Origin of the sequence: Sphingobacterium corticibacterium (assembly GCF_004208525.1) — a bacterium.
Taxonomy (GTDB): domain Bacteria; phylum Bacteroidota; class Bacteroidia; order Sphingobacteriales; family Sphingobacteriaceae; genus Sphingobacterium; species Sphingobacterium corticibacterium.
The window spans coordinates 1,482,111-1,497,175 of the sequence record NZ_SGIT01000001.1; the positions used below are offsets into that span (position 1 = coordinate 1,482,111).

General features: G+C 41.8%; 16 protein-coding genes. 4 read left to right on the forward strand and 12 right to left on the reverse strand.

Translation table 11 applies throughout. The features are described from left to right. Nucleotides 1–18: 18 nt before the first annotated feature. From EWE74_RS06180 to EWE74_RS06195, 4 genes are all read right to left on the reverse strand, one after another. On the reverse strand, nt 19–240 hold the full coding sequence (locus tag EWE74_RS06180; protein WP_130140613.1) for a hypothetical protein: 222 nt from the start codon (nt 238–240) through the stop codon (nt 19–21). Nucleotides 241–290: 50 nt separating this feature from the next. Further along, nucleotides 291–1,181: an SDR family oxidoreductase gene (locus EWE74_RS06185; protein ID WP_130140614.1), complete on the reverse strand. Its 891-nt coding sequence runs from the start codon at nt 1,179–1,181 to the stop codon at nt 291–293. A gap of 21 nt (nt 1,182–1,202) precedes the next feature. Next, nucleotides 1,203–1,406, reverse strand: a complete 204-nt coding sequence (locus tag EWE74_RS06190) for a hypothetical protein (protein WP_130140615.1) — start codon at nt 1,404–1,406, stop codon at nt 1,203–1,205. A gap of 61 nt (nt 1,407–1,467) precedes the next feature. Beyond that, entirely contained in the window at nt 1,468–1,653 is a 186-nt protein-coding gene (locus tag EWE74_RS06195) for a hypothetical protein (protein WP_130140616.1), read from the reverse strand. Between the two features lie 214 nt (nt 1,654–1,867). Here EWE74_RS06195 and EWE74_RS06200 point away from each other — a divergent pair, with 214 nt between their 5' ends. Both EWE74_RS06200 and EWE74_RS06205 read left to right on the forward strand, forming a co-directional pair. Beyond that, the gene (locus EWE74_RS06200) at nt 1,868–2,116 is read left to right on the forward strand and encodes a DUF7218 family protein (RefSeq protein WP_130140617.1); all 249 of its coding nucleotides are present in this window, start codon (nt 1,868–1,870) and stop codon (nt 2,114–2,116) included. Between the two features lie 9 nt (nt 2,117–2,125). Continuing rightward, complete coding sequence (locus EWE74_RS06205) at nt 2,126–3,163, forward strand: DNA topoisomerase IB (RefSeq protein ID WP_130140618.1); 1,038 nt, start codon at nt 2,126–2,128, stop codon at nt 3,161–3,163. Between the two features lie 35 nt (nt 3,164–3,198). On the opposite strand, the gene EWE74_RS06210 is transcribed toward EWE74_RS06205, so the two are convergent. The 7 genes from EWE74_RS06210 to EWE74_RS06240 form a co-directional block, all read right to left on the reverse strand. Further along, nucleotides 3,199–3,720, reverse strand: coding sequence for a YciE/YciF ferroxidase family protein (locus EWE74_RS06210; protein WP_130140619.1), 522 nt, complete (start codon nt 3,718–3,720; stop codon nt 3,199–3,201). 237 nt (nt 3,721–3,957) lie between these two features. Further along, nucleotides 3,958–4,146 carry a CsbD family protein gene (locus tag EWE74_RS06215; protein ID WP_130140620.1) on the reverse strand — a complete coding sequence of 63 codons (189 nt, stop codon included), beginning with the start codon at nt 4,144–4,146 and terminating at the stop codon, nt 3,958–3,960. 125 nt (nt 4,147–4,271) lie between these two features. Further along, nucleotides 4,272–4,805: a CinA family protein gene (locus tag EWE74_RS06220; RefSeq protein ID WP_130140621.1), complete on the reverse strand. Its 534-nt coding sequence runs from the start codon at nt 4,803–4,805 to the stop codon at nt 4,272–4,274. Between the two features lie 3 nt (nt 4,806–4,808). Then, nucleotides 4,809–5,468: a response regulator gene (locus EWE74_RS06225; protein ID WP_130140622.1), complete on the reverse strand. Its 660-nt coding sequence runs from the start codon at nt 5,466–5,468 to the stop codon at nt 4,809–4,811. Between the two features lie 117 nt (nt 5,469–5,585). Next, on the reverse strand, nt 5,586–6,257 hold the full coding sequence (locus tag EWE74_RS06230) for a DUF421 domain-containing protein (RefSeq protein ID WP_130140623.1): 672 nt from the start codon (nt 6,255–6,257) through the stop codon (nt 5,586–5,588). Between the two features lie 130 nt (nt 6,258–6,387). Then, nucleotides 6,388–9,783 (reverse strand): family 16 glycoside hydrolase, encoded by a 3,396-nt coding sequence (locus EWE74_RS06235; protein WP_130140624.1) that lies wholly within the window; start codon nt 9,781–9,783, stop codon nt 6,388–6,390. A gap of 20 nt (nt 9,784–9,803) precedes the next feature. Then, nucleotides 9,804–11,072 (reverse strand): Gfo/Idh/MocA family oxidoreductase, encoded by a 1,269-nt coding sequence (locus EWE74_RS06240; protein ID WP_130140625.1) that lies wholly within the window; start codon nt 11,070–11,072, stop codon nt 9,804–9,806. A 218-nt stretch (nt 11,073–11,290) separates the two neighbouring features. Between EWE74_RS06240 and EWE74_RS06245 the strand changes: the two genes are divergently transcribed. After that, nucleotides 11,291–12,550, forward strand: a complete 1,260-nt coding sequence (locus EWE74_RS06245; RefSeq protein WP_206365153.1) for an ROK family transcriptional regulator — start codon at nt 11,291–11,293, stop codon at nt 12,548–12,550. Nucleotides 12,551–12,552: 2 nt separating this feature from the next. Here the strand turns inward: EWE74_RS06245 and EWE74_RS06250 are convergent, their stop codons facing one another. Beyond that, nucleotides 12,553–13,317, reverse strand: coding sequence for a DeoR/GlpR family DNA-binding transcription regulator (locus EWE74_RS06250; protein ID WP_130140626.1), 765 nt, complete (start codon nt 13,315–13,317; stop codon nt 12,553–12,555). Nucleotides 13,318–13,443: 126 nt separating this feature from the next. Here EWE74_RS06250 and EWE74_RS06255 point away from each other — a divergent pair, with 126 nt between their 5' ends. Next, nucleotides 13,444–15,048 (forward strand): glycerol-3-phosphate dehydrogenase/oxidase, encoded by a 1,605-nt coding sequence (locus EWE74_RS06255; protein ID WP_130140627.1) that lies wholly within the window; start codon nt 13,444–13,446, stop codon nt 15,046–15,048. Nucleotides 15,049–15,065 lie beyond the last annotated feature (17 nt).

Consider the following 15,065-nt stretch of genomic DNA (forward strand, 5'->3'; position numbering starts at 1 on the left):
TCTTCTTACGCCAGCATATCAATCGATCAGCGTATCGATTTCTGTAGCTACCGAATCCTGCATTTCATGAACCATTTCATCCGGTTCGTTAAGATTATAGCGGGATCTATCCATCTCGCTCACCGGCCCGGGAGAAACGGTATCTGTATCCACATCAGCAGAGCTGCCATTCCCGCCTGAACAGGAGGAAAACATGGCCAGTGCCAGGAATATAATGCTGTATTTTATAGTCTTGATCATAGTCATTCTTTTTATTTTCAAATTAAAACGTTATTGATGAAGTTAGAAATTTAAATCGTTGCTCTTCCCCCAGTTGCGGGGATAGTCGCTCCCGAAACATAAGACGCCGCATCGGATGCCAAGAATATGTATACCGGTGCTATTTCCGCTGGTTGTCCTGGCCGCCCCATAGGGGTATCCTGTCCAAAATTCTCATGATCGGGAATCGTGCTGGGAATTAAGGGGGTCCACACCGGTCCGGGAGCCACAGCATTCACCCGTATCCCAGACCCATCCTGTAAAAACATTTGGGCCAAGCTCGACGTAAAATTTTGAATAGCCCCTTTCGTCGCGGCGTAAGGCAGCAAACTAGGATTGGGATTATACGCATTCACCGATGTTGTATTAATAATCGACGAGCCGGGAGGCATATGTTTTTTTGCATATTTCACAAAATAGAACATGGCACTCATATTGACCTGAAAGGTTTTATTCCATTCTTCTTCAGAAATATCCTCCACACCATTATAACTCATTTGATAAGCTGCATTATTAACCAATATGTCGATTTTACCGAATTTCGCGACTGTCTCGTCAACGATTCGTTTACACAACAATTCATTCCTTATATTTCCTTTAAATAGCAATGCGGTACGTCCCGATCGTCTTACCCAATCACGCGTATCAAATGCGTCTTCATCCTCGATATCATCTTTATAAGAAATAACGACATCTGCTCCCTCACGCGCCATTGCTATAGCAACCGCTTTACCAATTCCAGAATCCCCACCGGTTATTATCGCTACTTTTCCTATTAATGTATCACATCCTATATAACTCTCTTCCCCGTGATCAGGCCGCGGCTGCATAGCCGAAGTTACGCCCGGCGGATGTTGGTCTTGTTTGGGAAAAGGTGGTTTAGGATATAAATCCTTTGGATTACCTTTTTTATATGTGTTCATATGCTATTCGTTTAAACATTCCTAATCTAGTGGAGGTGTGGGCATCATCTGTTGAACGGTATCCAAACTATCTCGTTCCAGCGAATCAATAGGCACAATACCTTCGTTTAATGGCATATCTTGCTCTATTGGTGTATCCTGGATATTTTCCCGCTGGTTGCCACTGCAAGCATATAATAAGCCGGCCGCTACAAATAACTGTGTATAAAAAATAAGCTGTTTCATGAGAATTTGTTTAATTTTTAGTTCTACATTGTATCTCTGTGTGGTGTTTTCTACAAAGAAATTAGTAGAAAAACACAAAATAAACGATGGCGAGGATGATGACGGCAATAACGATTGTCCATTGAATGGTTCGAGCCGCGGGCTTATCATCAGGTTCCTCTTTTGCAACTTCTGGCACCTCTTTCCGTGGCACGCCGTGCATGGATTCATCCATTTCCATTTCATTTTGATCTCTGTTGTCTTCCATAAGATTGTTTTTGTTCGTTGATATAAAAACAAACAGTTCGACATTTAGGTTTGAAAACCACAGGATAACAAGTATTTATACGCTTTATAAATACATTTAGATGTCCATAACACGTATTTTTATCTAGCCAAACCGTATAAAAGCCCAAAACATATTCAGATTTACAGCGGTTCACTCTAAAAGATCTCAACGACAAGTATAAAATAAAATTGTTATGACAAAAAATCACGGAAAGTCTATTAAAGACGATAAGAAGTATGAGGCATTACGGGATGAAGGAATGAGTAAAGAAAAAGCGGCACGTATTGCCAATACACCAAACGCGAGTAAAAAAGGTGGCAAAGCAAATCCTCTGGATGACCGTACAAAAGAAGAATTACTGCAAGAAGCAAAAAAAATTGGTATTTCAGGTCGTCATAAGATGAACAAGTCTGCACTCGTTGATGCCATTCGAAACCATTGACAGATTACAATGGATACAAAACAGGAGACGTTATTGGAGGAATTAGCAGAATCGGGTCTTCGCTATTCTTCCTCTCAAGAAAAAGGATATAGTCGAAAGGCTAAAGGAGACTCTTTTATATATTTAGACAAACAAGGTCGTCCGATTAAAAATAAGCAGATATTATCCCGTATCCGTTCCTTGGTATTGCCTCCTGCTTGGCGGGAGGTTTGGATTTGTGCATCTCCAAATGGGCATTTACAAGCAACCGGACTCGACCTTAACAACCGCAAGCAATACAAATACCACCCCAAGTGGATGGCTTTACGCAGTGAAAAAAAATTTTCGGACCTATTTATATTCGGCAATAAACTTCCCCTTTTGAAAAAACGGGTATCAAAAGATTTACGAAAAAAGAAATTATCGTGTGATAAGGTGTGTGCGCTGGCTATAGCCATTATGGATAAAACATCTTTCCGCACCGGAAATAAATATTATGAAAAAAACTATGGTTCTTATGGATTGACAACTTTACGTAACAAGCATATTCAACAAATCTCTGCGAACAAAATATTCTTTAAATTTGTCGGCAAAAAAGGTGTTGCACAACAATGCTATTTACGGGAAAAAGGGTTAGTTAAGGCTTTGGCGAAAGTCAAAGATATCCCCGGACAAGTACTTTTTCAATATTATGACGAGGAAGGTAATATAAGGCCTCTCGACTCCGGCACAATCAACGAATACCTTAAGGAGGCTATGTTAGCAGAAGTTAGTTGTAAAACGTTTCGGACTTGGAATGGCTGCCTGTTAGCATTGTCTTATATGGTTACATTGCCTCTCCCTCTCCATGCTACCGAACGGAAAAAGAACACTATTCATATCATTGATCATGTTGCGCAGGAATTGGGCAATACGAGAACGGTCACCCGTAATTATTATATCCATCCAAAAATACTTGCTGCTTACGAAGATTCATCCTTAGATAAGTGGATAACTACGCTTCAGCGGAAACCCCAGGTCGATGAAAAAACGGTACTAAACCGATTAATGAAATTGCTAAGGGAATAAAAAAGCCAGTAGAAACTGGCTTTTTTATAAAAATTTTAAGCGGTTTCACCGACATTCGCCTCGGACATTGCTATTTCCGTCAACAATTCATCGGTCTCTTTTTCTTCCGCTAACGTTTGTCCCAGCAACTCTTTTACTTCATCGTGTCCCATCAATTTTGCGTAGGTAACAATACAGCCGTAGCTAGCGATTTCATAATGTTCTACTTTTTGTGCAGCGGCGATCAATGCGGCGTCTACCACTTCGGGACTATCTTCAAACTCTTCGATAATCTCCTCCGCTTCTTTTAAAAGACCCTCCATGGCTTTGCATTTTTTTCCTCGACCGCTGAGTCCCAGATTTGAAAAAGCAGACTTTAGACGTTCAATATGGCTTTCCGTCTGTCCGTAATGTTCTTCAAAGGCTTTCTTAAGTGTAGGGCTTTCAGCAGCATTTGCTAATTTCTTCAATCCTTTTAATAATTGACGTTCTGCACCCAGAATGTCCCGCATTTCATCAACTAAAAGTTCGTGTAGGTGTGCATTTGGCATGTTGCCGTTTTCTTTTGTCTGTGCCATAACGTTTATCGTTTATTTGTCAATATAACAGCTCATAAACGCGATAGTTCCGTGTTTTTTTATTTCCCGTAGAATTCCCGGCTAAAACCGTAAAAAGGTTAGAACCAACCGTATAAACGCTTAATTCCATTATTTTTTGATAATGTAGCTATACAAAAAGAGGCTGTCCCTTTTGAGAGACAGCCTCTTTTTCATCCAACGTACTGTTAGTTTTGCAATTAAAAACAGGATGGTATATTAATCCAAATTATTTAACCAATCCTCTACTTCCTCTTTTGTCTTGCCTGTTTTTTTCTGCAATTTTCCTAACAATTCGTCTTCTTTACCTTCTGCATATAACAAATCGTCGTCTGTTAAATCGGCATATTGCTGTTTAACTTTTCCTTTTACTTCGTTCCAACGACCTTTCCATGTTAATTTATTCATTGTTTCCTCCTTTTAAATTTATTGTCTATTTATAGAACCAACATATCTTGTTTTTGTTCTGGAATTTTAAAAAAATGACCTTTTTAATTTTACCCCTTTACCAATTTTCGTTATACGTTATCTATCTAACTTTTAGATGTTACACGAGGAAGCCAAGTAATCAAATCCCGAAACAGGCTGTTACAGGTTTGGATGAGTATAGCGCTCGGATCTCCCGAAAACTTCTTTTTATAGATTCTTTTTTCCCGCTGATAGCGAAATGCATAATAAACAGTTCCTATTTCTCTTTTTTGTTTTGGATTGTTTGTTTTAAAAGCCAAGCCTGTTATACTAATAAACACATCGGCATTAGTGATGGAAGTTCTTGTTAATCCATCTAACATGCGCAAGGTTATCACGGCCGATTCGGCACAATATTTTTCGATTTTATTTTTTGGAACAGCAAGTAATTGTGTTTTGCATTGATCATCATAACAGACCAGCGAACCCAAAAAATAATCGCCGCTGTGAAACTCCAATGACCATAGTGAACTTAAATATCCTGCAGTCATACTTTCCGCACACAAGAGTTTAAGACCATGGGCTTGCAGAAATTCTCCGCACGCCGCCAGCGCTTCGTCGTCTATTTGCATAACCGGCTTTGCTATTATATCCACCATAAACTATTTCAGTAATCCATTTTGAATAGCAAATTTGATTAAGGCGGGTGTATTCTTCGATTTTGTTTTATCGATTAAACTTTGGCGATGCCCTTCCACCGTTCGTTTACTCAAAAACAATTTCTTTGATATCTCCAGGTTAGTTAATCCTTCACCCAGCAATTCCAACACTTCCATCTCGCGTGAGGAGAGTGACAACTCTGCTGGATCCATTTTATATGATTGGGCTTCTTCCTTATTAATAAGTTTATCCACCAGTTTCATCGTAAGCTCCTCACACAAGTAACGTCCACCTTTAGCCACATGATTTATACAAAAAAGCATTTCGTCTGCTGTGACATTTTTCACCAAATAGGCTCTCGCTCCATATTGGAAACTTTGTGCGACATAGTGTTCCTCATCCAACATAGACAATACAATCACATACATCTTTATACCTCGCTGATTCAATTCTTTAATCAACTGCAATCCATCCACATTATCCATGGTCAAATCCGTAATTAAAATATCCGCTTCTACACCAGCTGTTATCAAATCCAATATTTCCCTACCACTGCCTACATCTGCTACGACTTCAAAATTAGCTTGCGCGTCCAAAAGAAGCTTAATCCCGTTTCGAACCACCAAATGATCTTCGGCCAATAAAATTTTCGTCTTTTCCATTTTTAATTTAAACCTTTACTTCTCTTCGCTTTTTTATGGATACTGCTTCTTCAACAACTAAACGCCCTTAATAGTTTACGTATTTACCTAAAAAAAGCTATAGGAGACTGACCAGCGTTATGCTATCCGTTTTGTATTCAATGCAATAGCCCATTTATCGTACTTACATCGTGGGCATACCGGATCTTCCAGAACAGTACCATGCTGCTGTATACACCCACAGTGCATGCAAGCCAATACACCGCCGCCAAAGGTCGCTATATCGACTTCCTGATAAGCATCTGGAAATAATGGCAAACCAAACCTCATTTCCGCATCGGTATAAAACAACACACTCATCGTACCATCTATTTCCAATACCGCCGTTCTGACCTGTCCTAAATGTTCAATAGATTGATTACGTAATTCCGCAAAAAATTCCATGGTAGAAAAATCCTCGTCTTTTTCACTTTTTACATTAAACATGCCGTTTTTAACCACCGTCATCTCTTTACCCTCCAGTATTCGATGCACGGAAATTGATCTTGCTGCCAGCCACGTCAATATCTTATAGATCGCGATGACGACCGCAAAAACAACTAAAGCGTAAAAAACAGGGATATCTTCTTGAAACATCGGGTCACCCGCAGCCGATCCTAACCCTAATATAATGGCCACCTCAAATAAGGTAAGTTGGCGTACACCTCTTTTTCCCGAGATACGGAGCACTAATAAAATCATCAAAAACATAATGGCAGTACGGACGATGATTTCCGCAAGAAAGAGCCATTCACTACTTCCTATAAGCATGTTTTTGATGTCAATACCAAACATATATTATTTACTATTATCAATAAGACAACATAGATACAAAATAGTTTGCACAAAAAAGGAGCTGCAATAGAACAGCTCCTTCTCTTGGGTTAACAAATATGCTCTTTTAAAGTCTTTTTACCCGTATATTTCTAAAAAAAACTTCCGAACCATGACCGAGGAAACCGATATGACCAGATTTTCTCCTTAATCCGGGATGATCTTTACCATCCAACGTTCCATTTTTTGAAGCTTCCGCAAGGTCGCCATCGAGGATAACGACACCGTTAAGTGTTACTTTAATTTTATCCCCTTGGACACGGATTTCTTGTGTATTCCATTCCCCCAACGGCTTCATACCTTCGCGTTTCGCCGGGATGATGCCATAAGCAGATCCATGATACTGGTGTTCTTTTAGATTTTTATAAACTGCTGCATCGTTATCTAAAATCTGGATCTCGGTACCGACATATGCCGCATCTCCCTCTAGTGGAGTACGGATACCGACACCATTATTGGCACCAGGAGTCAGTTTAAATTCAAAACGATAGACAAAATCAGCATATTCTTCCTTCGTATATAGATTTTTGCCAAACTTCGCATCGGGGTTCGCCCTGACATAGCCTTCCGGGGTTATTTCGTAAGCTGATGTTTCTGTCCACTGATCAAGATCACGCCCATCGAATAGCATCACAAAGCCTTCTTCTTTTTCTTCATTGCTTAACGTATACGTTTCTTTACGGGCTAATTCTTTTACATATATATCCCGATACCATACCCGGGAACCGTGTGCCTGAAGCTCGATCTGTTCAACTGGGAAAATCGATTGATGGCGATCCCAATAGTTTTCAAGTATGACATTGTCCACCACTAATTCACCATTTAACCATACGCTCACGTTCTCACCTACCATACGGATTTTAAAGGTATTCCATTCACCCAATGCGTTGTCGGCCACTTTCAGCGGTTTAGATGGATGCCTCTGGTTATTGTATAGACCGCCAGACCCAACTTCTGCACCTACGTTTGTGCGCGAAATGTCCCATATCTGAACCTGCGGTGTACCGCGAAGGTAAACGCCGGCATCAGGTTCTTTCCCATTCGGATCCAGCTTCCAGTCCACCAACATTTCAAAATCCCCATACGGCTTCACGGTAGCGATGTTATCACCCTCTCCCGAAAAAACGAGTTCACCATTGGTAGCCCTCCAGCTATCGCGCATCTTTTTATCCGCAGCAGCTTGCTTTTGCTCCAGCTCCTGTGGAGCCATCGTCGCACGCTTAATCGGATTCTCAACCAATCCTTTCCATCCGGTAAGATCCTTGCCATTAAAGATAGATGAATAGCCTTCTCCTGCCGGCATTTCGGTGAGATGGCGGATAATAGCTTCCCGTAAATATGAGCTTTCGTTCCCTGTCAAATTCTCCATCGCTTTGTTCAGGATATTACGAACATCTGTTCCGATAAACGCATAACTATCCGTAGCGATGTTCAATGCGGTATTGGTGGCGGCACCTTTCAAGTCTTTGTCGTCCATGTATTGGGCTGCAAACATCATCGCCTGATAAGTACCAGTTGCTTGGAGGTTGCTCAATACGGTACGCTTTTGTGCCGTATTCTCTGCCAGCTCAAAAGCATCTTTTAACAGCAACGTTTTCTGTTCATTGGTATGGTCGCTCGCATTGATCTGCTTGACTAGACCGTTAAAAATTGCACCAAAATGTTCACTAACACGTTCCGATCGGGATAACTTGATCAATGTCGGCAATACTTCCGGATCAGACCAATTCGCCAATGCGAGCAAGGCCGAATTTTTGAGTTCTTTGTTTTTCAAAAAGCTTTCGACAGTTTGCAATGATTCCGCTCCACCTAAACCTGCAAATACCGGGAAAATTTTAGCAGAAGTTGGCAAAGGATTTCGCGAGGTCTCTACCGCCAACTGACTTATTTTCGCGTCCTTGTCACTGCGTGCGTTCAAGGCAATGACCAAGGCCTCCTGCACATAACGCGCATCACTTTCTGGTGTATTTGCCAATATGCCAATCAACACGTCTACGTCTTCGGGATTCACCACATTGGGTAATGCTTTCAATGCAGCGGCTTTCACGTTGTTATCGCTGGCCGTCAACAGCGGTAAAACCACTTTAGATGAATTTGCATTGGTGCGGGTCGCCAATACATTAAGCAGCGCTACCTGTGTTTTGGTATCCGCTCCGGTAATCGCCGCGTTTATTTTGTCAACAACCGCTGAATCTTTCGACGACAAGAGTAATGCTTCGATAGCTTGCGTTGTTGCTTCATCGGCTTCCGGTAGCTCCGAAATTAGATAATCTGTACTACCATCACTAGATAGTTTAGAGAGTGTATTTAAACCTGCAATTTTTGCTCTCGTATATTTTAGACTGCCCAATGATTTTTGGATATCCGGAACGAGTGCTTCCGTACCCTCAGCCGCTAGGTAATTAAGAATACTCTCTTGTACCTCTGGTGATGATTTGCGCAACGTACCGATGAGTTTTTTAGTATCCGCGTCTGTTCCATTTTCTGCCAGCAGGTCCAATGCAGCTGCACGGTATAATGGTTCACTGCTTGTCGTTGCCTTCATAAGCTGTTTACGTGCCTTTGCAGGGTTCGCTCTTGTTAAGAGTGTTAATGCGCCGACTTGTAACGTTGGGGCTTCTGCTTTTGCGGCTTCTTTAGCGACGGTGTTCGCTATCGAAATTGCCTGTTTTTGCTGCCCTTCGTCCAACAGGTTATTGGCATAGTCCAATGTCAGCCCGCCGATATTGGTTTTATCAAATTGATAATTGACTTCCTTCAGCTTTGCCAGAAACACCGGAGCCGATTTCGTTCCCGCAATTTTACCCAATGCCGTGTAAGCGTTGCGTTGGTAATTCTCCGAAGTATATTGTGCTAACGTAGCAATAATAGCTTCTTCGTCGTTTTTCGAACGCAGATCGCCTAAAGCACCCACGATAGCTATAGCTGTTTTTTCAGATGCCGAAGACGTCAAGGCATTGGACAACGCCTGCGCCGCTTCCGGCGTACGGATACCGTTTAACGCCATCGCCGCTTTATCAACCAAATATTCGTCTTTTAAGTACGGAACAAGCGCATCGATCGCCTCATTTTTTGACGCCTGCTTCATCAATTGCAATACAAAACCTTTGTTGTCTTTATCTTGCAATCTATCCAACGCTAATATCAATCCCTGGGAAAAGACTTCGCGTTGCACTTCCATACCCGGTTGCATCACATAAAAGGAATAAGAATTGGCCGCATATTCCGTTGCCGCATTACTTGCCCCCTGCGGTTTCAAGCCGGTAAGTAGATTTGCTATATCCTCGGCCGTGAAGTTTTGGAGTTCCTTCATGGCAGCGGTAAATTTGTTTATTTCGTCAGCAGGTTGTTGCGCCAACACATCCACAATTTTTGTTGCGGAAGTTCTGTTTGCCGGTTGTTGGGCGTATGCCGCGACCTGTATAAGCAACAGTGCTGATAAGGTATTAAATACTTTTTTCATTTGTTTTCCGATTGGTTCATCTAAATAATCCAAGGACCACGCATAGGTTGGTCAATTAATCTGTTAGCCGCTTCATCATCCACAAAGGTTTGTTTGTCGGAGTCAAATTTCAACGTACGGTTTAGGCGTAATGCCGCCAACCCTAAATTAACCAGCGTAGCCGAATAATAACCATTCTGTTCATTTAACGCAAATTTCTGTCTTGTCCGACAGGCCTCGACGAAATCGGTCATCTGCGGAGCAGGGTCTGGATATTGTGCGAGTTTCCGCTCCATATCTGGGATGTCCGAAACGAAACCTTTATACAATTTCCCTTTCGGTCCTTCGATATACGCCAATCCTTCTTCCGTGCCCGCTCCATCCAATACGATCTGACATCCATCCGCGTAGGTGTAGGTAATTTTTCGCCAGGTTCCCACAGCGTCCGAATGCTGCTGAGGAGCATCCACTTCGATCGTTACCGGACTTTCGTCATCTTTGCCTAAAAAATATTGCACAGGATCCAGATAATGCTGCCCCATATCACCTAACCCGCCTCCGTCATAATCCCAATATCCACGGAACGTAGTATGCACGCGGTGCTTACTATAGGGTTTATATGGAGCCGGCCCCAGCCACATCTCGTAATCCAATTCCTTCGGTGCCTGCTCTACAGGCAGATCTTCCCGCCCCACCCAATAGAACTTCCAGTCAAATCCGGTATGTTTGCTGATCGTTACTTTTAATGGCCATCCCAACATACCCGTGTCCACTAGTTTCTTGATCTTTTTAACAGGCACGTTCATGCCATAAAAGTTGGCATCAAAGCGAAACCAAGTGTTTAACCTAAAAATGTTTCCGTGTTGCGCTATAGCTTCTTTCACTTTTTTGCCTTCCCCAATGGTACGCGTCATCGGCTTTTCACACCAGATATCTTTACCCGAACGAGCTGCTTCCACAGCCATGATACCATGCCAGTGCGGAGGTGTCGCAATATGTACAATGTCCACTTCGGGGTTCTGAATTAATTCCCGGAAGTCGTGATGTTCTGTCACGCCTCCACCGAGAGCCTTCTGCGCCAATGACAAGTGCCTGGTGTCCACATCACAAATGGCTACGGTTTTTGTACCGGCATATTTAAAATGCCCTCTTCCCATAGCTCCTACACCGATTATTCCTTTTGTTAAATGGTCACTGGGTGCCAAAAAACCATTACCGCCGAGTACATGTCGCGGAACTATGGTAAAAGCTGCCGCACCAATCAACGTCGTCTTCAGAAAATTACGTCTTGATGTTTTGTTTTCACTCATGCTTGATTATTGATTAAATTAGGTCTTAAATATTCTTTATGCTTTGATATTCCACGGCTATATGCTGAGTTCTTAACAGCCAAATTATGCTATTTTTTTCAGTAAAACAAAAAGATAAATTATTTTTTCTATAAAATTTGTTAAGTTAACATAAAATTTAAAAATAAGATCTATCTTTATTAAAAATTTTAAAGAACAATAACTTCTAATTACATCAGATGTCACTAGCCGACCCTATACTTGGTACTATTCATCAAGACATTGTTGACATGGGGAATGTCGACCGGAAAAAATATGTTCAAAAAATTAATTTAATAAAACAGTTATACGAAAATGGCGCATCCTCTATACTAGAACTTTTCACAAAACTTGGTATAAGCCATCCCACGTGCCAAAATCTAGTGACAGAACTTATCGATCTTGGCCTGATAGAAAAAAAAGGGAAGGGTACATCTGTAGGCGGAAGAAAACCAGATCTCTATGGATTGAAGGATGACTCTTACTATGTCGTTAGCATAGACATGGAGCGGTTCCACGTACGGGCGGCCATTTTTGATAACAACAACAATAATGTTAGCGGCATTAGACAATTGTCGCTTTCCATTTCCAAGGATATATCCGTTCTAAATACGATTCGAGATTTTATTGATGCGCTGATCCGGGATTCAGACATTGATACAAGCAAAATACTTGGAATCGGAATGAGTATGCCCGGCTTGATCAATAGTAAGGAATACATCAATTACACCTATCTTTCCGAAGGGGATTTTAACTTGAAAGAGAATCTCGAACAAATGTTTCCCTATCCGGTATTTATTGAAAACGACGTCAAATCGGCTACCATTGCTGAATCTCGTCACGGATTGGCCAAAGACCGACAAGACGCACTGGTCCTCTTATTGGATTGGGGAATTGGTTTAGGCATTATCATGGATGGAAAAATCAGAAAGGGAGCTAAAGGATTTTCCGGTGAGATCGGCCACATGCCTTTTGTAGATGACGGCGCCTTATGCTACTGCGGGAAGCGAGGCTGTCTGGAAACCGTAGCCTCTGGAATCGCCCTTGCCAGAATGGTAAAAGAAGGCATCAAGTCGGGACAGCACTCCCTGCTAAACCGCTTATCCGGGCAGGAAATCAATGAAATAGAGCCACATATCGTTATCGAAGCCGCCAATCAGGGCGACCAATTTGCGATAAGCATGTTGTCCAAGCTCGGAAACAGCTTGGGCAAAGGTATTGCTACCCTTATACAGCTGTTCAATCCAGAAGTAATCATACTCGGCGGGAAAATTGCAGAAGCCAAACAGTACATTACCATTCCCATTATCCAGTCGATCAACACATATAGCATGGCAAAGATTCGAGAAGACACGAAAGTCACGCTCTCGGAACTACGGCGTGATGCAAGTTTAACAGGAAACATCCACATTGTGATCGACGGCATACTAGAAGCACAGATGAAGAAAGCAGGTAGCTAAGCTTATACGCCACATATTTTATACTCAATCCCTAGATTCTCACACAATTGTTGATATTTAGCAGGTATGCTATCGCTGATAATCATGTCTACTTTGGATAAGGCGGAAATCTTACCCAAGCTTTTTCGGTCGAATTTCGAAGAGTCGGCCAAAACGATGACCTTGTGTGCTGATTCCATCATCCTACGATTCAACAACGCTTCTTGTGCGTTTGTTGTCGTAATTCCAAATTCCGAATCGATACCATCAACGCCAATAAATAACTTAGAACAAAAGAAATCTCCCAATAAGTCCTCTGCATAACGTCCATTAATAGAAGAAGATGTCTTTCTCACCGGGCCTCCCAACTGAATAATATCTACGCTTTCGTGTTTGATCAACTCCATCGTTACATTGATAGCAGATGTGATCACCGTTAACCGTTCCTGGGGTACAATCTCCCGTGCAAAATACTGCATCGTTGTACCCGAAGCGATAATAATGGAATCGTTTGGTTCCACTAATTTGGCAGCGGCCACCCCTATACACTTCTTTGCTTCCGAATACAAAAGTGCTTTTTCATTTATGGTACGGTCTTTTTGATAGGGATTCACATTGGTGGCTCCGCCATGGGTACGAAATACCATACCTTCATCCTCTAAAAATTGCAGGTCCTTGCGGATAGTAACAGAAGAAACTTTCAGTTCTTCACATAAATCAACTACAGAAACATGACCATTTTTTTCAATTTGCTTGATTATAAACTGGTGGCGTTCTACATTATTCATAGTCCCAAGATACGCATTCCATCCGAATAGTAAATCAAAATAGCACAAAAACTTCAAAAAGTTTCGTTTGTTTACGTTTTTTGTTATTTTTACCGTTAAATAAAAATAACAACGAAACAAATCAAAATGATATTCACACGAACCGAAGCGATAGATGCTATAGAAAACAACAGCACATGGGATATCGCCATCATCGGTGGCGGGGCAACTGGACTCGGCATTGCAGTCGATGCCGCCACTCGAGGTTATAAAACACTTTTGATAGAAAAGTACGATTTTGCCAAAGGCACGTCAAGTAAAAGCACAAAATTAGTACATGGAGGCGTACGGTATTTAGCGAATGGCGACATCAAACTCGTATATTCGGCATTGAAAGAACGTGGTTTAATTTTCCAAAACGCACCTCATGTTTCTTTTGTACAGAGCTTCGTTATCCCATCGTATAGTTTGTTCAACAAACTTAAGTTTCTTATCGGCCTTAAACTATATGATTGGATGGCAGGTCGTCTACGCATCGGCAAATCCGCGTTGTTAAGTAAAAAGGAAGTAGTTGAGAAACTCCCCAAAGTAAAAACGAAAGGGTTACGCGGGGGCATACAGTATTTCGACGGACAATTTGATGATGCTCGTCTAGCGATAAACCTCGCCCAAACAGCTACCGAATACGATGCGGTTACACTTAACTACGCAGAGGCAACTGCCATACGGAAAGATGCTAACGGAAAGGTAAACGGGCTTTCTTTTATAGATCGCGTAAACGGGACAACATATGACGTACAAGCAAAGGTCGTTATTAATGCTACTGGAATTTTTGTAGACGATATTCTTAAACTAGATACGCCCACCCACAAAAATCTGGTACGCCCGAGCCAAGGCGCCCATATTGTCATTGATCAGAAGTTTCTGGGAAATGAAGATGCGCTTATGATACCGGAAACAAGTGACGGGCGTGTTCTTTTTGGCGTTCCTTGGCATGGAAAAGTTTTATTAGGCACGACAGATACACCACTAAATGAGCATCAAATTGAACCCCGGCCTTTAGCGGAAGAAATCGAATTTATCCTTTCTACCGCTAACGAATATCTGGAAAATGCGCCTACTCGCGCAGACATACGTAGTGTATTTGCTGGCTTAAGACCTCTTGCCGCGCCTACCAACGGCGACGGGAACAGTACAAAAGAAATTTCGAGAGATCACAAACTCATCAAAAGTGATTCGGGACTTATTACCATCACCGGAGGCAAATGGACAACTTATCGAAAAATGGGGGAAGAAACGGTGAATTTGGCTATTAAAATAGGGAAACTACCCCAAAGTACTTGCAAGACTAATCACCTACCGCTGCATGGATACACAGAAGATAAACATGCAGGACATTGGCAAGTGTATGGTTCCGACATGGTGGCTATTCAAAAATTAATGGACAACAACCCTGCCTTTGCCGAAAAGCTCCATAAGGACTACGATTTCACCGTTGCCGAAGTAATCTGGGCTTGCAAGAATGAGATGATTGTAAAAGTAGAGGATTTTCTTGCCCGACGGATCAGATTATTACTATTGGACGCACAAGCTTCCTTAGAAGCTGCTCCACTGGTCGCTAAAATCATGGCAGAACAATTAGATAAAGACAATGAATGGTTACATAGTGAGTTGGTAGATTATGAACTCTTAGTAAAAAATTATACATTGTCTTCCGAAATAAGCAACCATAGTAACCCCACATGGGGATAAAGCCTTAAACATGTTAT

Excerpts from the sequence above, each read along its gene's own strand:
- EWE74_RS06180 (WP_130140613.1), bottom strand. The coding sequence starts at position 240 with ATGATCAAGACTATAAAATACAGCATTATATTCCTGGCACTGGCCATG.
- EWE74_RS06185 (WP_130140614.1), bottom strand. The coding sequence starts at position 1,181 with ATGAACACATATAAAAAAGGTAATCCAAAGGATTTATATCCTAAACCA.
- EWE74_RS06190 (WP_130140615.1), bottom strand. The coding sequence starts at position 1,406 with ATGAAACAGCTTATTTTTTATACACAGTTATTTGTAGCGGCCGGCTTA.
- EWE74_RS06195 (WP_130140616.1), bottom strand. The coding sequence starts at position 1,653 with ATGGAAGACAACAGAGATCAAAATGAAATGGAAATGGATGAATCCATG.
- EWE74_RS06200 (WP_130140617.1), top strand. The coding sequence starts at position 1,868 with ATGACAAAAAATCACGGAAAGTCTATTAAAGACGATAAGAAGTATGAG.
- EWE74_RS06205 (WP_130140618.1), top strand. The coding sequence starts at position 2,126 with ATGGATACAAAACAGGAGACGTTATTGGAGGAATTAGCAGAATCGGGT.
- EWE74_RS06210 (WP_130140619.1), bottom strand. The coding sequence starts at position 3,720 with ATGGCACAGACAAAAGAAAACGGCAACATGCCAAATGCACACCTACAC.
- EWE74_RS06215 (WP_130140620.1), bottom strand. The coding sequence starts at position 4,146 with ATGAATAAATTAACATGGAAAGGTCGTTGGAACGAAGTAAAAGGAAAA.
- EWE74_RS06220 (WP_130140621.1), bottom strand. The coding sequence starts at position 4,805 with ATGGTGGATATAATAGCAAAGCCGGTTATGCAAATAGACGACGAAGCG.
- EWE74_RS06225 (WP_130140622.1), bottom strand. The coding sequence starts at position 5,468 with ATGGAAAAGACGAAAATTTTATTGGCCGAAGATCATTTGGTGGTTCGA.
- EWE74_RS06230 (WP_130140623.1), bottom strand. The coding sequence starts at position 6,257 with ATGCTTATAGGAAGTAGTGAATGGCTCTTTCTTGCGGAAATCATCGTC.
- EWE74_RS06235 (WP_130140624.1), bottom strand. The coding sequence starts at position 9,783 with ATGAAAAAAGTATTTAATACCTTATCAGCACTGTTGCTTATACAGGTC.
- EWE74_RS06240 (WP_130140625.1), bottom strand. The coding sequence starts at position 11,072 with ATGAGTGAAAACAAAACATCAAGACGTAATTTTCTGAAGACGACGTTG.
- EWE74_RS06245 (WP_206365153.1), top strand. The coding sequence starts at position 11,291 with ATGTCACTAGCCGACCCTATACTTGGTACTATTCATCAAGACATTGTT.
- EWE74_RS06250 (WP_130140626.1), bottom strand. The coding sequence starts at position 13,317 with ATGAATAATGTAGAACGCCACCAGTTTATAATCAAGCAAATTGAAAAA.
- EWE74_RS06255 (WP_130140627.1), top strand. The coding sequence starts at position 13,444 with ATGATATTCACACGAACCGAAGCGATAGATGCTATAGAAAACAACAGC.